Origin of the sequence: Novosphingobium oxfordense (genome assembly GCF_044029435.1) — a bacterium.
GTDB lineage: Bacteria > Pseudomonadota > Alphaproteobacteria > Sphingomonadales > Sphingomonadaceae > Novosphingobium.
In genome coordinates this window covers 1-16,471 of record NZ_CP147006.1, presented here as the reverse complement: position 1 = coordinate 16,471, position 16,471 = coordinate 1, and the positions used below count along the sequence as shown (strand labels likewise).

Sequence of the window (16,471 nt, the reverse complement as noted above, 5' to 3'; positions counted from 1 at the left end):
AATGGAAAGCGCCCAAGCGCTTTCCCCTAGGCGGAAGCGCCCTGCTGGGCGGAGCCAGCCGCTCCGGCGTCAGCGTCCGCAGCGCCTGCCTTTGCGCCTTCTTCGGCGGCTTCGGCCACCGACCTTTCGAACATCTTCTTGAGCACCCAGCCCACCGCGAAAGTGACGGTTGCGGTGACCACTGCCCGTGCCGCGGTTTCCTCGAGCGACCGGATGAATTTCCGACGCCGGCTCGGGGCCGTGGCGCGTTCGATGATTCTGTCAGCTGCTTTCATGTCCTGCCTCGCATGATCCTTCGGTCGTGGAACGCGCTAGGCCTGGCTGCGCTCCCGGCGCCTATGGATCATACGCAATAAAATGACGTGCAGCAGGCCCAAGTAGCTCGCGTTCGCAGGAGGAGTGTGCCTGGCTGCCAGGGTTGTCGTGCCAGTTGCCGACGCTACTTGCCGGTGATCTTGACGCCGATTGTGTCAGCGAGGTCGATGAGCGCTGCAAAGGTATCGGCATCCGCGACGATGTCGACCGGCGCTTCGATATGGCTGAACGGCGCGGCGGGCAGACGGTCCTCGAAAAGAATAAGGGCGCGTGCGCTATCGTCCTGGCGTGATACCCATCCCAGCCCCTGAACGTCCGGACATTGGGCGTGGATGGGCTCTGCCCAGGCGCGGGTCTGCGGATAGATGTCCTTGTCGCTGTCGATGAGGTCGACGCGCGGAATGCCGATCTTGCGCAGCGCGGTACTGCTCAGGTCCGCCAGTGTCAGGTCGGCTGCTGGCTGCAAGCGGGAATAGTGGTGCTTCCTGAGTTTCCTTTTTGCGACGCTCTTCAGGCCAGGCGCGTGCGGTACATCGTGGAATACCGTCTCCATGGCAGCGCATTCGAGCGTGGTGCCGCCATAGATGGTCGGGATCGCGTCACCCGCGGCATCGCGGATCGGGCTGAAGCGGGCATTGCCGCCGGGCCCGGGATTGAATGCGTCCGGGGCATATTCATCGGGGTGAATGCGATGGATGGTCTGGCTCGCTGACCAGCTTGTTCGTTTGACGAGCGCATCGAGGTTGTCGGGCGGCGAGGCGATCGTGCGCGAAGGGATCGCTCCGGCAGGGGCGGGAGCCGGAGCGACAGGCGCCTTCTTGCGCGTTCGCGGCTTGGCTGGATCGGCACCCGCGTCGCGGGGTTTGGCTCGTTTAGCCATGACGCACGCCGGCGACCTCGTCGTGCGCAGCCGCGAGTACGCGCTCGGGATCGCTGACGAGGAGATCCTGTGGCAGAGCGCCGCCCAGGAACCCGTTGGCGGACGCGAACCAGATCGCGATGTCCCAGGCATCGAGCTCATCCCCGAAAACCTGGAGAATGGGAGCGAGACCCTTTACCGGCCGATATTGCGCCTCCGGGTCGAGCGCATAAGCTGGGTAGAGATCATTGCCATCATGGCGCAGCGCGAAGATCCTACCTTCGCGCTTCCATTTATTTGGCTGGGCGCTCGAGTTCAGCCCAGTAAACCCTGCGATTTCGGACAATTTGGCCGCAGTGAGCCATTCCGCGCCTTCCAGCACAGCCTTGCGGGCTTCGGCGTTCATACGAGCCTGGGTGAGCAGATGTTCGGGTGGCGAAACGGCGGGGACGAGCGCGTCGACCAGCTTTTCGAGAGTTGCGGTCTCACGGTCCGCGAGGTTGCGAAGGATCATCGGCGCGATCAGGCGCACCGCCTCCGCGAAGGCCGTGGCTGCCGCGTCTCCAGCATGTTCCAGCTGAAAGGCGATGATGGGGCCGCCATTGTCCTTCAGACGCGCGCGCACATCCCGCGCGGAGCCGGTAAGGGGTTTGATACGGACGTCTGAAAAATCCGGCGCTGTTGCGGTGGTCATGATCGCCTCACTGGATATGATGGATATCCATATAGCATGATATCCTAAATAATCAATGAGAGGTCGAATTCAATCAACATGTGCCGCGCTTAGTGCCGCGCGGCACATTCTCGCTTCGACAAGTGAGTTGATCGCTAGCATGCCCGCCTCAGAAGAAGGGCGGAGCGAGGCTTTTTAACCAAGCCGTGTCATAGCGCTTTAACCAGGCTATCAACGTAGGACATTGCATGCGGGTTTTGTTGATCGAAGACGACGCTGCGGTCGCGAGTGCCCTCGAGCTGATGCTGAGTGCCGAGGGGTTCAATGTCTACTCGACCGACTTGGGCGAGGAGGGCCTCGATCTCGGCAAATCCTATGATTACGATCTCATCTGTCTCGACCTCAACCTGCCGGACATGCACGGTTTCGACGTCCTCAAGAAGCTGCGGATGGGCCGAGTCGACACTCCGGTGCTGATCCTCTCGGGGATTGCGGAACTGGATTCCAAGGTCCGTGCCTTCGCCATGGGCGCGGACGAGTATCTGACCAAACCCTTCCATAAGATCGAGCTGGTCGTGCAGATCAACGCTGTCGTCCGCCGGTCGAAGGGTCATGCCGAGTCCGTCATACGTATCGGCAAGATTGCCGTGAACCTTGATGGGAAGGTCGCCGAAGTCGACGGGGCCCGCATACATCTGACAGGCAAGGAATATGCGATGCTCGAGCTGCTGGCCCTGCGCCAAGGCTCAACGCTCACCAAGGAAATGTTCCTGAACCATCTTTATGGCGGCATTGACGAACCGGAGCTCAAGATCATCGATGTTTTCATCTGCAAGCTACGAAAGAAACTGACCCTCGCATGCGGCGGCGAAAACTATATCGAAACGGTGTGGGGCCGCGGCTACATGCTCCGGGCGCCAGGCGAGGAGGCCTTTGAGCAAGCGGCCTAAAGCTTTGGTGTTCCACACGCCTCGTATCTTTCGGCAGGGTGGATGTGCTGATGCCGTCCCTTTGAGCGCGGCAGTCCGCGCTTTCCCCTTGGGTGCACCGCTCGGCTCTGACTAGATCGGCTTCAGGCTTCGTCCCATCAAGCTTCGAGCAGTCGCTCGAGGCCCTTGGCGACGCATTGCGCGGGCTCATTGGCCGTCATGACCTCAAGACCCGTTGCGTCTGCGATCATGGTGCACATCAAGGGCACCAACGCGCTGCCGCCGGTCAACAGGATGCCCTTGTCGTGGATGTCCTGGCTGAGGTCTGGCGCGGTCTGCCCGAGCACGTCGCGCACGACCTTTACGATCTGGGCCACATGTTTTTCGACGACCCGGTCGAGATCGGCCATCTTGATCGCAATCGTCTTGGGCAGGCCGGTGCGCAGGCAGCGTCCGCTGACGGGTATCGCATCGCCTTGCGCGCTGCGTGAGCTCTTATGCGCGACATAGTCGAGCTTGAGCTGTTCGGCCGAGCGATCGCCGATGAGGAATTTGTGCTGGAGATGGACCTGGTCGGCGAGCGCGCGATTGAGCGTGTCGCCGCCGATCCGCACCGATCCGGTGCCGCAAATCCCGCCAAGCGAGAAGACTGCAACCTCGGTCGTTCCCGCGCCGCATTCCACGATCATCGATCCGGCGGGCTCATCGACGGCAAGCCCGGCCCCGATGGCCGCGGCGAGCGGCTCGGTCAAAAGCGTGATCGGGCCGAGCCCGGCGTCGGCGGCGGCGGTGAGCATGGCTCCGCGCTCCGCCTGGGTCGCATCGGCGGGCACGCCAATGATGGCGGCGGGCGTGCGCCAGCGGCTCCGGCCCCTGGCCTTCGACAGGGCATAGCGCAACACCCGTTTCGCGGCATCGATATCCTGTAGCACCCCGCGACATAGCGGCCGCGCAATGCGCAGGGCCGCTGGCGTGCGGTCGATCATCGCATAGGCCTCGCGGCCGGCGGCAAACAGGCTGGTCGTGTTATGCTTGCCCGCGACACAGCAAAGCGATGGCTCGTCGAAAACGAGACCGTCGCCGCGACGCAGAACGCGGATGTTCGCGGTTCCGAAATCGATCGCGATCTCAGGTCGCCGCTGGAGCAGGAAGGACGTCATAGGATCGTCCTACCCGTCCCTGGCCGCATTGTCTTGCAACTACTGCGGTGCCTAGCGCTACAGTGTCATCGAGATCGCTTCAAGTTGCTGTCTCAGCTTCGCCCGAGGGCAAGCGGTCGTCAATCAAGCAGATTCCGCGCCGTTAGCTAGGTGGTGCCGCGAATTGAGGATAAAGCACCGCAAGTCTGGGTGTCCATTTTTGTCACCCTCATCGCCGATTGTAGTGTTGTACAACCGAATCGGAGACGACAGGATGAAATGCGAAAATAGTACCGCGATCGGCCGCCACATCATCGACATCGACGGCTGCTTGCGGGCAACCAATCAACCGTCTGTGTCCACTGAGGACATTCTCGCGCTCGGTGGATTGCCGACACAAAACTCGGATGTTTGGCTGGAAATCTATGGTGAGAGCTGGCTACTGAGCCCTCTTGACCGTGTTTATCTCCACGCCGATACGGTCGCGTTTTTCCGGACGCGTGCCAGCGCACCGGCAGGTTTCGCTTTCAATCGTGCGCAGCGCACGACCATCGCTCTGGCGGCCTGAGGCGATATCATGAAGCTGGTTTCTCAATTCACGTCGCTTCTCAAAGACACGGTCAACCTCAATCAGACCCGCATCGACCTGCTTGAATCCAATGTCGAAGCGATCAGGAATTTCATCCGTCAATGCGAATGGTCTCCCCGTGTCCGTGGATTTGAAGAGCAGGGCTCGTGGGCGCATGACACGATTATTAAGCCGGTTGATGGCGGCGAATTCGATGCCGACGTGCTGGTTGTGGTGGACCCTGTCGATGGCTGGAGCGCGAAGGACTATGTTGCGAAGCTGGGAAAGGCATTCGCTGACAGCTCCGTTTATGGCTCTAAGGCCAAAACCTGGGATTATTGTGTCACCGTCACCTATCCCGGCGAACGCAAGGTGGATATCGCCCCGCTGGTTCGATCGCGGAAATATGACGGAAGCATGGAAGTCTGCAATCGTGCGGCCGACCGCTTCGATGCGAGCGAACCGGTCGAATTTACGGCATGGCTTCGTGAGCGCAACACGCTGTCGGGATCAAACAGCTTCCGCAAAGTGACGCGGTTGATGAAGTATCTCCGGGACATCAAGACCACGTTCACCTGCCCTTCGGTTTTGCTCACGACTCTTCTGGGCATGCAGATTCACTGGTATGATAAGGATTCCGACGCATTTTCTGATGTACCCACCACCTTGCGGACGGTCATCGGACGGCTTGATGATTGGCTGCAGGATAGGCCGACCAAGCCGCGCGTGGAGAACCCGAAGCTTTCGAGCGAGGATTTTGCCGCTAGCTGGACCGATACCCAGTACCTGAACTTCAGGTCCTTCATTCACAAATATCGTGGATGGATTGACGAGGCCTATGTCGCGGAAGATCGCGCTTCCAGCATCACCGCGTGGCGCCGTGTTTTCGGGGACGCCTTTGCCAAGGGAGAAGTGGTAGAAGCTTCCAAGACCAATGTGGAGGGCGTGTCGCGAGTGCGAGCTTTGCTGACCAGTACAGCTGCTCATCTCGACAGCTTGGTAGAGGTCGTTCGTGATTATGGCGTGTCGATCCTCCCGGACTTCTTTTACCGGCCCCCGCATATGCTCGAGCCCAGCTGGCTCAAGGCGGCGCACGTATCGCGCGACGTCCATGTCACGGCGACCTGGCATCAATCCCGCAATTCCACGCCAATTCGGGTGGTGACGCCAGGAGAGGTGCTGCCTCGTCGGGGAGGCCTGTGGTTCGAAGCAAGGATCGGCGGAGGACAGCTGTTGCCCGCCGGGTTTCGGGTACAGTGGCGCATCACCAACACCGGCGCTGCGGCGCTGTCACTGCGGCAGGGGCGCGGCGACTTCTATACGCCCCAGCAAAATGGACGGCGGTGGGAGGAGCTTCATTATCGTGGCGTGCATCTCGCAGAGGCCTTCATCATCAGGATGGCTGACGATGTCCTTGTCGGGCAAAGTCAGCCGTTCCATGTGGTGATTGAATGAATATGAACGACATAGCTGAGCGTCAGAACGCACCGCATTTCTTGCGTCTGCTGCGCGCCCGGTCAGAAATCTATCGGCGTGCCACCCATCTGCAGTTGATGCAGGTCACATTGACTGTCGTTGTCCCGGTTGTGATGGCGATTGTCGCGCTATTCATGCCAGCGATACGCCCGATCGCCGCCGCGGTATCGGTCAGCCTCACGCTTATCGACATCGGATTTCTCGACAGAGCCTTGAAGCGCCGCTTGAAGACTGCGGCTCTGATCTGCGAGCAGTTCGACTGCGACCTTCTAAAACTGCCATGGAGCAAGTTCGCCGCCGGCAAGCCGCTTGAGCCGGAGATTATCGCCGAGGCTGATCGGCGATGGCCCAAGGGCGATGCAAAGCTCATCGATTGGTATCCGGCCGCTGTTGGACGGGCGCCATTGCATTTGGCGCGGATAATCTGCCAGCGAACAAATCTGTGGTATGACGCAAGGCTGCGCGAAAACTACAGTTTCTTGTTGGTCGCTGGGGCGGTGGCAATTGTGCTTGCACTGGTAGTCGCTGGGCTAGCCCTCAATCTGCCCTTCACCGATTTCGTTGTTACAGTCTTGGTTCCAGCAACCCCAGTACTGTCCTGGGCGGTGCGCGATGCTTTCCGGCAGCGTGACGCTGCCGATGCTCAGAAATTGGCCCGCGCGGAGGCGGAAGCATTATGGGAACTGGCGCTCGCGGGAGGTTGCGACGACAGTGAGTGCGAAAGACGGTCACGCGAATTTCAGAACAGCATATTCCAGCGCAGAACCAGCAATCCGCTGCTCCTGCCTTTCGTCTATCATTGGCTCAGATCCGGAATGGAGATCGACATGAACCTAGGGGCCGCTGATTTTCTGCGTCAGGCGGGGATATCAGAGATCAATCAACCCTGAAGGTGATCTTCCGTAAGCGTTCCCACGGGGCGGCGGCAGCTTCTTCGCTGAGTTCAATTGAAAACCGTCATCACTGAGGACGGTACAGTTGAGCCCCTAGGGCAGAGCCGGGAAGTCGGAACGCGCATGGCCTTCGACCAGCGCCCGCAATCCAGGTGGTTCCAAAACCTCTACCTTGTCGCCCCATTGATAGAGATGCCATGCCATTTCCAGCCAACCCGCCGCCTGAAATCGCACGATCAAACTGCCATCATCTTGATAGTCGGCCGACTGGTTGGGGTGGAATTGGAACTCCGCCGCGCGCGAGGCTGCTTCGGGAAGAAACCGCCAGACGATCTCGCCATATTGGGCGGGGTCCTGATAAGCGCCGAAGGCCTGCGCCGCATGATCGTTTAAGGAAAAACCGGATTGGATAGGAAAACTCTCATCGAGGCATTCAGCGCTATGAATGCGGTCGAGACGAAAATGGCGCAGATTCTCGCCTCGATCCGCTTGGCGCGCGACGAGATAACTGCGCAATCCCAGCAACAGCCCATGCGGCTCGACCGTCCGGGTTTCGGCGTCAGTCTCGCCATAGACAATACGCATTTTGAACGGTCCGCGCAGAGCTTCGATCAAAACGTCGGTGACCTCGGGTTTCATCCCGACCTTTGGACCTGGCCGCGCCACTTGGCCCAAAGCCGATAGCACCGCCTCCGCATCGGCTTCGGAGCGCAGCGCATCTCGCGGCGAGAGGCGCGTGATCAGGCTGTCTCTGAGATCTTCCAGGGCGCGGGCATGGCGGAGCCTGTTCTCATCGCGGGCCGCGCGGGCGGCGATTTCCAAAGCCTCGATGGTGTTTTCCTGGCGCGGTTGCAGCCGCTCGGGGATGGGACTTTGGATGCGCCAGCGCCGGCGGCGATCATCATCTTCCACAACAACGACATTCGCGAAATTATCCTCCAGCGCGCTCGTCATGCGCTGCGCCGTTCGGTGCGAAATGCCGAATTCCTGAGAGATTTCCTCAAGACTGATGCCCAAACGCCGCGAGGCGGCGAGCTGGGCGAGGCGCAGAAGATCGTTGGCCTTGGCGAAAGTCATTACACGTCCATGTCAGAGATTGACACCCTCGCATGCTAAGGATCAGGGTAGCGTCTGTCGAGGTGATTCCCTCGCGGGGCGCAGGGCAAATCGAGGGGGCCAAGTGAGGACGATCGGGAGTACCATCCTGTTTTCAGCGACCGACCTGATGCGGTTCGTCGGCTGCGCGCATGCGACGGCGCTCGATCTTGCCTATATGCGCGGCGAGCCGCTCACCCCCCGGGAAGATACTGAGGATGCCGCGCTGCTTCAGAAACAGGGCGATGCCCATGAGGCCGCCCATTTGGCGACGCTTAAGGACGCGGGCAGCGGGGTAATTGAAATCGCGCGCGGCGGTCTTGCTCAGAATGCGGACGAGACGCGAGCTGCCCTGGCGCAAGGCTCGCAGATCATCTTTCAAGGGGCTTTTCTGGCTGAGCGGTGGGGTGGCTGGTCCGATTTTCTCGAGCGGGTCGAGCGACCATCGTTGCTGGGACCATTCAGCTACGAAGTGACAGACACCAAGCTCAAGCGCAAAGCCCATCCCAAGCATGTGCTGCAGCTCGTGCTCTATTCCGACCTTTTGGCGGAGATCCAGGGCGTGATGCCGGAGCATGCCCATGTGCAGCTCGGCGATGGGACGCGCGCGACACTGCGCTTGGCCGACTATGCCCATTATGCGCGCGGCGCACGGGCGAAGCTCGAGGCGTTTGTTGCGTCGCCCGGGCCGACGCGGCCGATCCCCTGCGCGGATTGTTCACTGTGTCGATGGGCCGATCATTGCGACGCCGTCCTCACCAGCCAGGACAGCTTGTTCCAAGTCGCCAATATTACCCGCGGCCAAGTGAAGAAGCTCGAGGCGTCCGGCATCGAAACCATGGCCGCGCTGGCTCGGCATGACGGCCCGGTGCGCGGCGTTGCGAATGCGACGACGGAGAAACTTGTCGGCCAGGCAAGATTACAGCACGCACGCAAAACCGGCGAACCCGCCTTCGAGTTGCGTCCGGCACAGCCCGGCAAAGGCTTTGACCTGCTCCCTCGGCCGCAGGCGGGCGATCTCTTCTACGACATCGAGGGCGACCCCCATTATGAGGGGGGCCTTGAGTATCTGCACGGCGTGTGGGCCGATGGTGGTTTCCACGCCTTCTGGGCCCATGACCATGCCGCCGAAGCGCAAGCGCTCGAACGGCTGCTGGCCTTTTTTCGCGATCGCCTCACGACTTATCCGGAGGCCCGCATCTACCATTATGCGCCCTATGAGATCACCGCGCTGCGGCGCCTCACCACGCGCTATGGTATCGGCGAGGCCTTTCTCGACCGGCTCATGCGTGAACGCCGCTTTGTCGACCTCTATGCGGTCGTGCGCGGCGCGCTCATCGCTTCCGAACCGAGCTACTCCATCAAGGCGCTGGAGGCCTTTTACGGCTTGAAGCGCGAGGGCGAGGTCAAGACCGCGGGCGGGTCGGTCGTTGCTTATGAAAATTGGCGCGAGACGGGCGGCCAGCAAATCCTCGACGAGATCGAGGACTATAACCGGATCGACTGCCAATCGACCGAGCTTCTGCGCGATTGGCTGGTCAGCATCCGACCCGATGGTCCGTGGCCCGTACTTGCGCAAGACGCGGCCGAGCAGGAGTCCGTCGAGGACGAGGAAACGGCAGCGCTGCGCGATCGCCTGGCCGCATCCACTCTGGCCCCAGAGCGTCAGGAATTGCTGTTCAATCTGGGGCTGTTCCACAAGCGTGAAGCCAAGCCCGCTCAGTGGACGGTTTTCGACAGCGCGGCGCGCGATGAGGAAGAGCTTGTCGACGATCTCGATGCCCTGGCGGGACTCGAGGCGATATCCGGGATCGAACCCATCAAGCGCTCGGTGATGCGCACCTATCGTTTCCCCCCTCAGGAAACCAAATTGCGCGAAGGCGGTAAGGCTACTGTGCCCGGGATTGATGGGCCGCCGTCAACCGTTGCGATTGAGGCGCTGGATCGTGATGCGTGCACGATCACCTTGAAGGTCGGCGTGGCAAGGGCTGAACTCCTCGCCGATCGGCTGACCCTGCATCCGGATTGGCCGCTCGATACCAAGGTGCTGGCCGCAGCGGTGCGCGACGTCATCGAGGATCAATGCGGGCCGCGGCGCTATCATGCCGTCGATGATCTGCTGTCGGGCGCCACCCCGCGCCTGAACGGCATAGCCGGCGATATTCTCGGTGGTGGGGAACCGGTGGCGGGCGCCATCGCCGCGGTGCAAGCCATGGATCAAACATTGCTCCCGATCCAGGGGCCGCCGGGAACGGGAAAGACGCATGTCACGGCCCGGGTGATCCTGGCGCTGGTAAAAGCAGGACATCGGGTCGCCGTCGCCTCGAACAGCCATGAAGCGATCCGCAATGTCCTGCTCGGCTGTCTGCGCGCGCGTGAGGAAGAAGGCGGCACCTTTCCCGTATCGTTCGCCCACAAGGTCTCGGGCGGCGATGATGGCTATGCCAGCGATTGTCCCGTTCACCGCGCCACGGCCAATGACGACTTGATCCTCGCCCGCGCCAATGTGGTCGGTGGCACGGCCTTCTTCTTCGCGCGCGATGAGAATGTGCAGGGCTTCGATTGGTTGTTTGTCGATGAGGCGGGGCAAGTGGGCCTCGCCAACATGGTCGCGATGGGTCGTGCCGCGCGCAATATCGTGCTGGTCGGCGATCCGCGTCAGCTGCCTCAGGTAATCCAGGGCGCGCATCCTGCGCCCGCCAACATGTCATGCCTGGAATGGATGCTGGGCGAGCATGCCACCGTCCCTCCCGATCGGGGCATATTCCTTGCCGAGACCCGCCGGATGCATCCGGCGGTTTGCGACTTCATCTCCGACCAGGTCTACGAGGGGCGGCTAGCCAGCCATAGCGATACCGAGCGCCAGAGCGTTACCGGAACGGCCTGGCCCCGGGCCGGCGCGTTCTGGGTGCCGGTCGTCCATGACGGTAATGCCCAGATCGCCGCCGAGGAGGTTGCCGCGATCGGTGCTGCGGTCGAAGAGTTGCTGAAGGGTAGCTGGACCGACAAGAACGGCGCCACGCGCCCTATCGGCCCCGGCGACATCATCGTCGTCGCCCCCTATAATGCACAGGTCAACGCGCTGCGGGCAGGGCTGCCGAGCAGCATCCGCGTCGGCACGGTCGACAAGTTCCAAGGCCAGGAAGCCCCTATATGTCTGGTCTCCATGACGGCCTCCTCGGCCGACGAGACCGCCCGCGGCATGGAGTTTCTCTTCTCGCTCAACCGCATCAATGTCGCGGTTTCACGGGCCAAAGCGCTCGCCCTCGTGTTTGGCAACGATAGGCTGCGCGAGGCGAACTGCAGCAACATCGAGCAGATGAGACTCGTCAACACGCTCTGCGCCCTTCCGCCGGTTTACCGTTCGTGCCATGCTGTACAGGGCAGGGGGGTAATAGATTGACCGAGTTCACTTTTCTACATGCCGCCGACCTTCACCTTGACAGCCCGTTACTTGGGCTAGCGGGTAAATCTGCAGAATATGCCGCACGCGTCGAGGCGGCGTCTCGCGAAGCTTTCGATAATCTGGTTGCCCTCGCGATCGAGGAAGGCTGCCGGTTCATGCTGCTGGCCGGTGACATTTTCGATGGCGATCTGCGTAATTTCCAGACCGGGCTCTACTTCATGGAGGGCATGCGCCGATTGGACGATGCGGGGATCTCTGTTTTCATGGTGCTGGGGAACCATGATTCCGCCAACCGCTTCGCTGACAAGCTCGCCCTGTCGGGCAATGTCTATGTCTTTCCCAAGGCCCGCGCCGCAACGCACGTCCTCGACGATGTGAGGGTCGCGATTCACGGTCGCAGCTTTCCGCGCCCGGATGTTTCGGAAGATCTGGCACGCGAATACCCGGCAGCGACCCGGGCGCTGTTCAATATCGGTGTTCTCCACACGGCATGTGCGGGCAGTGAAGGACATCATGCCCGTTATGCCCCCTGTACACCCGAACAGCTCACCAATCATGGGTATGACTATTGGGCGCTGGGCCACGTCCACGCCCACGCCGTGCTCGGCGAGCACCCGCACATCGTTTATCCCGGCAATCTTCAGGGGCGACATCCGCGTGAGACAGGCCCCAAGGGGGCAGTCCTAGTCAAAGTCAATGACGGCAGGGTTACCAGTCTCGAGCATCGCGCGCTGGATGTGGTGCGCTGGGCATCGATCACAGTTGATGTGTCGGGAACGAGCGAATACCCGGAATTGCTGGATTTCATTCGCGGCCATATCGCCCAAGGCGCTGAGCAGGCCGATGGACGACCCATTGCCCTGCGCTTGACGGTGACTGGAACGACACCGCTTCATTCCAGATTGATTCTCGAACGTGCCTCCTTCCGGGAAGACGTGGAAACATTGCTGGCAACGCTTTCGGATGATGTGTGGCTGGAAAAGCTGAAGCTGGAAACTGAACATCCGGCAGTTCCTGACACAGTCGACCCTACGGTTGCTGGAAAGCTGGATCAGGAGGTGACCCGCCTCAGCCAGGACAGCGCGATTGCACAAGTGCTAGAAGCGCGACTTGCCGAGATCCGGACGAAACTGCCCGCTGGCGCGCATGCCGAAGCCTTCATCGAGCAGATGCGCGCCGAAATACCCGAACGCGCGGCAGCCCTTGCCCGCAGTCTAGTCAGCGAGGCTGGCTATGCGCCTGACTGAACTTAGCCTCGAGAAATATGGCGGCTGCGCCAGTCGCGAGCTCGCCATCCCGGACGCGGCAGGACTGACGGTCGTGTTTGGTGCCAATGAGGCTGGCAAAAGCACTTGCCTCGAGGCGATCAGCGACTTTCTGTTCTCGATCCCCAAGAATACGCAGCGCGGCAGCTTGTTCGGATATGATGGCATGCGCCTCGGGGCGTCGATGCTGATGGCTGATGGCAGCACGCTGACGCTCAAACGCCGCAAGGGCAACGGCAAGACACTGGCTGACCTGTCTGGCACGGCACTCGATGACACTGTCCTTGCGCCGGTGCTGGGGGCCATCACACGAGAGCGGTTCGAAACGCTCTTCGGTCTGAACCACGAGACCTTGCGCAACGGCGGGGAACGATTGCTTCACGCAGATGGCGACATCGGGCGTCTGATCGTCGAAGCAGGCGGCGGCTTGCGCACGCTGGTATCTCGCCTCGAAGGCATTGACGCCGAAGCGGACAAGCTCTTCGATACGAGGCGGTCGGTGAACCGTGTCTTTTACCAGCAGCTGACGGTATTCGAGGCAGCTGAAAAAACTGCACGCGGCGCGCAACTGACCCGGGAAATCTATGAGCAGACGCGCAAGGCATTGCTCGCAGCCGAGGAAAAGCTCGAGGCCCTACGCACCGAGAGGCGCAGCCTTGGTGCATCGACGTCCCGGCTGGAGCGCGTCCTCCGCGTCGCGCCACACTTGCGTCAGCTAGCCAACTTTACACTGGATCTGGTCGGCTACGACGATGTTGCGTCCTTCCCGGATGATTTCGCGGCGAATATGCGGACTGCTCTGGACCAGCGCAACGGGGCTGAAAAACGGCTCGAGGACACGACAGAGCGGCGGAACCGCCTGAAGGCACGGCTTGATGCGCTGGTGGTCAACCCGGGTCTCAAAGTCTCCGAACAGCGGGTGCGTGACCTGGCCGAACGCGCCATTCACGTCAGCAAGGCCCGGTCAGATCGTGCCAATCGGCAGCGCGAGATTGACGACGGCGAGGCTCAGCTGGCGGCGCTGCGCCGGATGCTTGGCCTGCCAGCCGATGCGGATCTTGCGCCACTGATCCCGGACCAGTCTGCCCTCAATCTTGTGCGCTCGCTTGCGGATGAGATGGTGGAGCGCCGTCCAAGTCTTGCCTCTGCCAGAACGCGCCTTGGCGAACTGGCGGCTTCACTTGCGGCGATTAACGATCGTTTGGAGGCGGCGCGCCTGGCAGGGCATGATGCTCCTCCCGAGGCGTCGTCATCGGCCTTTGCCAGCCTTGCGGCGCAGAAGTCGGCGCACCAGGCACGTCAGCAGGCACTGGATACTGACAGCGCAACATTGACCGGACGGCTCAAGGCGCTTGGCTTCGATACTATCGATGCGCTTGCCACTCTGCCATGCCCCAGCATCGACGATATTCGCAGTGAGCAGGCCGCGCGCGAGACATTGACCTCGCAGATCGAGGATCAGGCCAAGCTGAAGCGACAGGCCGAGCGCGAGATTTCAGCCGGTGAGGCTGATATTGGCGCGCTTCAGGCATCCGGGACCATTGCGAGTGATGCGTCACTTGCCGAAGCGCGCACCCAGCGCGCCGATGCCTGGAGGCCGATAAAGACGGCCTATGTCGCGGGACAGCTACCCGATGACGGCGCTGCTCGCCTTGCCGTTGCTGACGGTCTGGAAACGGCAATCATGTCTGCAGACGAACTTGCCGATCGCCGCGCCGCAGAGGCAGAACGGGCTGCATCGCTCGCACTCGCGTTGCGGCGCGTCGCAGAGGCAAGGGACGCGATCAAGGCGGCAGAAGCGGATACGACTGCGCTTGTCGCGCAGTCGGAAGTGAAAATCGCGCAATGGGAGAACAGTTTTCCGCGAGTGTTGGCCCAACATCCTGAACTCGCATCGCTCCTCCAATTTGGCCAAGCTCGACAGCTGGTGCTGGACGAATCCGAACGGCTGCGCGCTTCATCGAATGCACTGGCTTTGGAGGAGGCCCAGCTTGCGCCGGCCGTTGAGTTGCTCGAACGGATCGAACAAAGCCGCAACCTCGATTCCAAACTGTCGTTCGCGGCCCGGGTCAGCGCGGTGCAAAATGCCATCTCCCGGCACGAACAAGCACATGCCGAATATACAAGGGACACGCGCGACCGCCTGGACATCGAACGGCAACACAAGCTGGTCGAGGCGGAAGTGCAACAATTGTCGGACACACAGGGTGCCTGGGACGCGGCATGGCCTGCTGCAACAGGTGCGCTGGGGCTCAAACCCGACATTTCGCCGACAGATGCCAACAGTGCAGTGACCGAATGGGTCGGCGCACGCGGTGTGCTTTCGGCAATAGGGCAGTCCCGCCAGCGGCTAAAGCGCATGGACGAAGACGAAGCGAGCCTTACGACGGATGTCCGCAGCCTCGCGGCCGTACTCACCATCGAGATTGGCGAAGACGTTGTGGTTGCAGCGCAGATGCTGCTGGCCCGGTTCAGCGACAACGCCACGACGCAGACCCAATATGATGGGGTACTGCCCGACTTTGAGGAGGCGAAGGTCGAGGCCGACCAGGCGCAAGAGGCCCTCGGCACGGCGCGGGAGGAGCTGGCTACACTCGCGGCTTCGGCAAAACTCGATGTCGGCGATGATGGGGCACTTATGGACGCAGCATCACGGTGTGAAACACGCATGCGTTTGTGCGATGAGATCGCTCTGGCGGAACGCACCGCAACGGACGTGGGCGACAAGCTTGATCTCACTGTATTGCGGGCGGAATGGGATGAACGCGACCTTGACGAGGTGCGCGCGGAACTGAACGAGCAGAAATCGCGTGACGCCGAGATCGAGACGAAAATCGAGGCAGCCATTCTCGCCGAGAAGGCGGCAAAGGACGACCTTGTTGCCTATCTGAGCCAGAGCGAGGTCAATCACGCCGTTGCCGAACGCGAAGCGGCGGCCGCGCAAATGCAACTCGCCCTCGAACGCTATCTCGAGCTATCAGTTGCGCGCGAATTGGTGACGTCGGCAATGGCAACGATCCGCGCAGAACAGCAAGATCCGCTCATTGCGCGGGCAGGCGAACTGTTCACGGCAACGACACTCGGTGAATTCGCCGGAATCGAGACTGATATCGATGACAAAGGCCATCCGGTCGTGGTTGGACGGCGAGCCAATGGCGGTGTTGCTGCGGTCGCTACCATGAGCGACGGCACACGCGACCAGCTTTTCCTCGCCTTCCGGCTGGCTAGCCTTGAGAATTACGCCGGTGCGACGGAGCCGCTGCCCTTCATCGCGGACGATATTCTGGTGCATTTCGATGATGAGCGCAGCCGTTCCACGCTCGACCTGCTCGCCGAGTTTGGCAAGACCAATCAGGTCCTGCTTTTCACTCACCATCGCAGCGTCCGGACGCTTGCTGAACCATTGGCGAAACAAGGCCTTGCCAACATCATCGATCTGGATCGTGCGGCATGAGGTCTGTGCGAACGGAGGCATGGGTGGTTGCGCATTTCGCCAAACCATTGGTCGCATTACGGCCTTCTTCAGTCTTTGCGAATCTGGTGACCTTTGCAGATAATCGATAACATCAATGTCCTCCTCGGGGATGAGCTGAAGAAGGACCTCAAGCGAGGGCAACGCCTTCGAATTGCTGCGTCCAGCTTTTCAATCTTCGCGTTCGAGGCTCTCCGCAAGGAGTTGCAGCTGATCGACGAATTGCAATTCCTGTTTACCGAGCAGACGTTCACTGCCGAACGCGTAACCGACGGAAAAGCCCGGGAGCGTCGCGAATTTTTTATACCGAAAGCCAAGCGCGTCGCCGGGCTGACAGGGTCTGAGTTTGAAATCCAGTTGCGCAATCAACTGACGCAGCGC

The 16,471-nt window shown here is 61.1% G+C and carries 12 protein-coding genes and 1 pseudogene; 8 read left to right on the top strand and 5 right to left on the bottom strand.

Annotated features, from left to right (window positions below; all coding sequences use genetic code 11):
* Window positions 1-26: 26 nt before the first annotated feature.
* From WBP07_RS18855 to WBP07_RS18845, 3 genes are all read right to left on the bottom strand, one after another.
* Complete coding sequence (locus WBP07_RS18855; protein ID WP_395395879.1) at window positions 27-182, bottom strand: hypothetical protein; 156 nt, start codon at window positions 180-182, stop codon at window positions 27-29.
* Between the two features lie 257 nt (window positions 183-439).
* Window positions 440-1,195: an RES family NAD+ phosphorylase gene (locus tag WBP07_RS18850; RefSeq protein WP_395395878.1), complete on the bottom strand. Its 756-nt coding sequence runs from the start codon at window positions 1,193-1,195 to the stop codon at window positions 440-442.
* Window positions 1,188-1,868, bottom strand: coding sequence for a hypothetical protein (locus tag WBP07_RS18845; RefSeq protein WP_395395877.1), 681 nt, complete (start codon window positions 1,866-1,868; stop codon window positions 1,188-1,190). Before WBP07_RS18845 ends, WBP07_RS18850 begins: the two co-directional genes overlap by 8 nt.
* A gap of 227 nt (window positions 1,869-2,095) precedes the next feature.
* Between WBP07_RS18845 and ctrA the strand changes: the two genes are divergently transcribed.
* On the top strand, window positions 2,096-2,797 hold the full coding sequence (ctrA, locus tag WBP07_RS18840) for a response regulator transcription factor CtrA (protein WP_395395876.1): 702 nt from the start codon (window positions 2,096-2,098) through the stop codon (window positions 2,795-2,797).
* Window positions 2,798-2,934: 137 nt separating this feature from the next.
* Here ctrA and WBP07_RS18835 read toward each other — a convergent pair whose 3' ends face one another.
* Window positions 2,935-3,936, bottom strand: coding sequence for a rod shape-determining protein (locus tag WBP07_RS18835; RefSeq protein WP_395395875.1), 1,002 nt, complete (start codon window positions 3,934-3,936; stop codon window positions 2,935-2,937).
* Between the two features lie 253 nt (window positions 3,937-4,189).
* Here WBP07_RS18835 and WBP07_RS18830 point away from each other — a divergent pair, with 253 nt between their 5' ends.
* The 3 genes from WBP07_RS18830 to WBP07_RS18820 are packed head-to-tail and all read left to right on the top strand — an operon-like array spanning window position 4,190 to window position 6,849.
* Window positions 4,190-4,483 carry a hypothetical protein gene (locus WBP07_RS18830; RefSeq protein ID WP_395395874.1) on the top strand — a complete coding sequence of 98 codons (294 nt, stop codon included), beginning with the start codon at window positions 4,190-4,192 and terminating at the stop codon, window positions 4,481-4,483.
* A gap of 9 nt (window positions 4,484-4,492) precedes the next feature.
* Window positions 4,493-5,938: a nucleotidyltransferase gene (locus WBP07_RS18825; protein WP_395395873.1), complete on the top strand. Its 1,446-nt coding sequence runs from the start codon at window positions 4,493-4,495 to the stop codon at window positions 5,936-5,938.
* Window positions 5,935-6,849, top strand: coding sequence for an S-4TM family putative pore-forming effector (locus tag WBP07_RS18820; RefSeq protein WP_395395872.1), 915 nt, complete (start codon window positions 5,935-5,937; stop codon window positions 6,847-6,849). Before WBP07_RS18825 ends, WBP07_RS18820 begins: the two co-directional genes overlap by 4 nt.
* Before the next feature lie 96 nt (window positions 6,850-6,945).
* Here the strand turns inward: WBP07_RS18820 and WBP07_RS18815 are convergent, their stop codons facing one another.
* Entirely contained in the window at window positions 6,946-7,929 is a 984-nt protein-coding gene (locus WBP07_RS18815; RefSeq protein WP_395395871.1) for a helix-turn-helix transcriptional regulator, read from the bottom strand.
* 103 nt (window positions 7,930-8,032) lie between these two features.
* Here WBP07_RS18815 and WBP07_RS18810 point away from each other — a divergent pair, with 103 nt between their 5' ends.
* The 4 genes and pseudogenes from WBP07_RS18810 to WBP07_RS18795 all read left to right on the top strand — a co-directional run.
* The gene (locus WBP07_RS18810) at window positions 8,033-11,350 is read left to right on the top strand and encodes a TM0106 family RecB-like putative nuclease (protein ID WP_395395870.1); all 3,318 of its coding nucleotides are present in this window, start codon (window positions 8,033-8,035) and stop codon (window positions 11,348-11,350) included.
* A complete protein-coding gene (locus WBP07_RS18805) occupies window positions 11,347-12,600 on the top strand; it encodes an exonuclease SbcCD subunit D (protein ID WP_395395869.1) in 1,254 nt (417 codons plus the stop codon). Before WBP07_RS18810 ends, WBP07_RS18805 begins: the two co-directional genes overlap by 4 nt.
* On the top strand, window positions 12,587-16,072 hold the full coding sequence (locus WBP07_RS18800) for an AAA family ATPase (protein WP_395395868.1): 3,486 nt from the start codon (window positions 12,587-12,589) through the stop codon (window positions 16,070-16,072). The genes WBP07_RS18805 and WBP07_RS18800 overlap by 14 nt, the downstream gene beginning before the upstream one ends.
* 93 nt (window positions 16,073-16,165) lie before the next feature.
* Window positions 16,166-16,471, top strand: a pseudogene (locus tag WBP07_RS18795) (hypothetical protein); the annotation flags it as partial.

Coding starts and splice junctions, on each gene's coding strand:
- WBP07_RS18850 (WP_395395878.1), bottom strand. CDS start 1,195: ATGGCTAAACGAGCCAAACCCCGCGACGCGGGTGCCGATCCAGCCAAG.
- WBP07_RS18845 (WP_395395877.1), bottom strand. CDS start 1,868: ATGACCACCGCAACAGCGCCGGATTTTTCAGACGTCCGTATCAAACCC.
- ctrA (WP_395395876.1), top strand. CDS start 2,096: ATGCGGGTTTTGTTGATCGAAGACGACGCTGCGGTCGCGAGTGCCCTC.
- WBP07_RS18835 (WP_395395875.1), bottom strand. CDS start 3,936: ATGACGTCCTTCCTGCTCCAGCGGCGACCTGAGATCGCGATCGATTTC.
- WBP07_RS18830 (WP_395395874.1), top strand. CDS start 4,190: ATGAAATGCGAAAATAGTACCGCGATCGGCCGCCACATCATCGACATC.
- WBP07_RS18825 (WP_395395873.1), top strand. CDS start 4,493: ATGAAGCTGGTTTCTCAATTCACGTCGCTTCTCAAAGACACGGTCAAC.
- WBP07_RS18820 (WP_395395872.1), top strand. CDS start 5,935: ATGAATATGAACGACATAGCTGAGCGTCAGAACGCACCGCATTTCTTG.
- WBP07_RS18815 (WP_395395871.1), bottom strand. CDS start 7,929: ATGACTTTCGCCAAGGCCAACGATCTTCTGCGCCTCGCCCAGCTCGCC.
- WBP07_RS18800 (WP_395395868.1), top strand. CDS start 12,587: ATGCGCCTGACTGAACTTAGCCTCGAGAAATATGGCGGCTGCGCCAGT.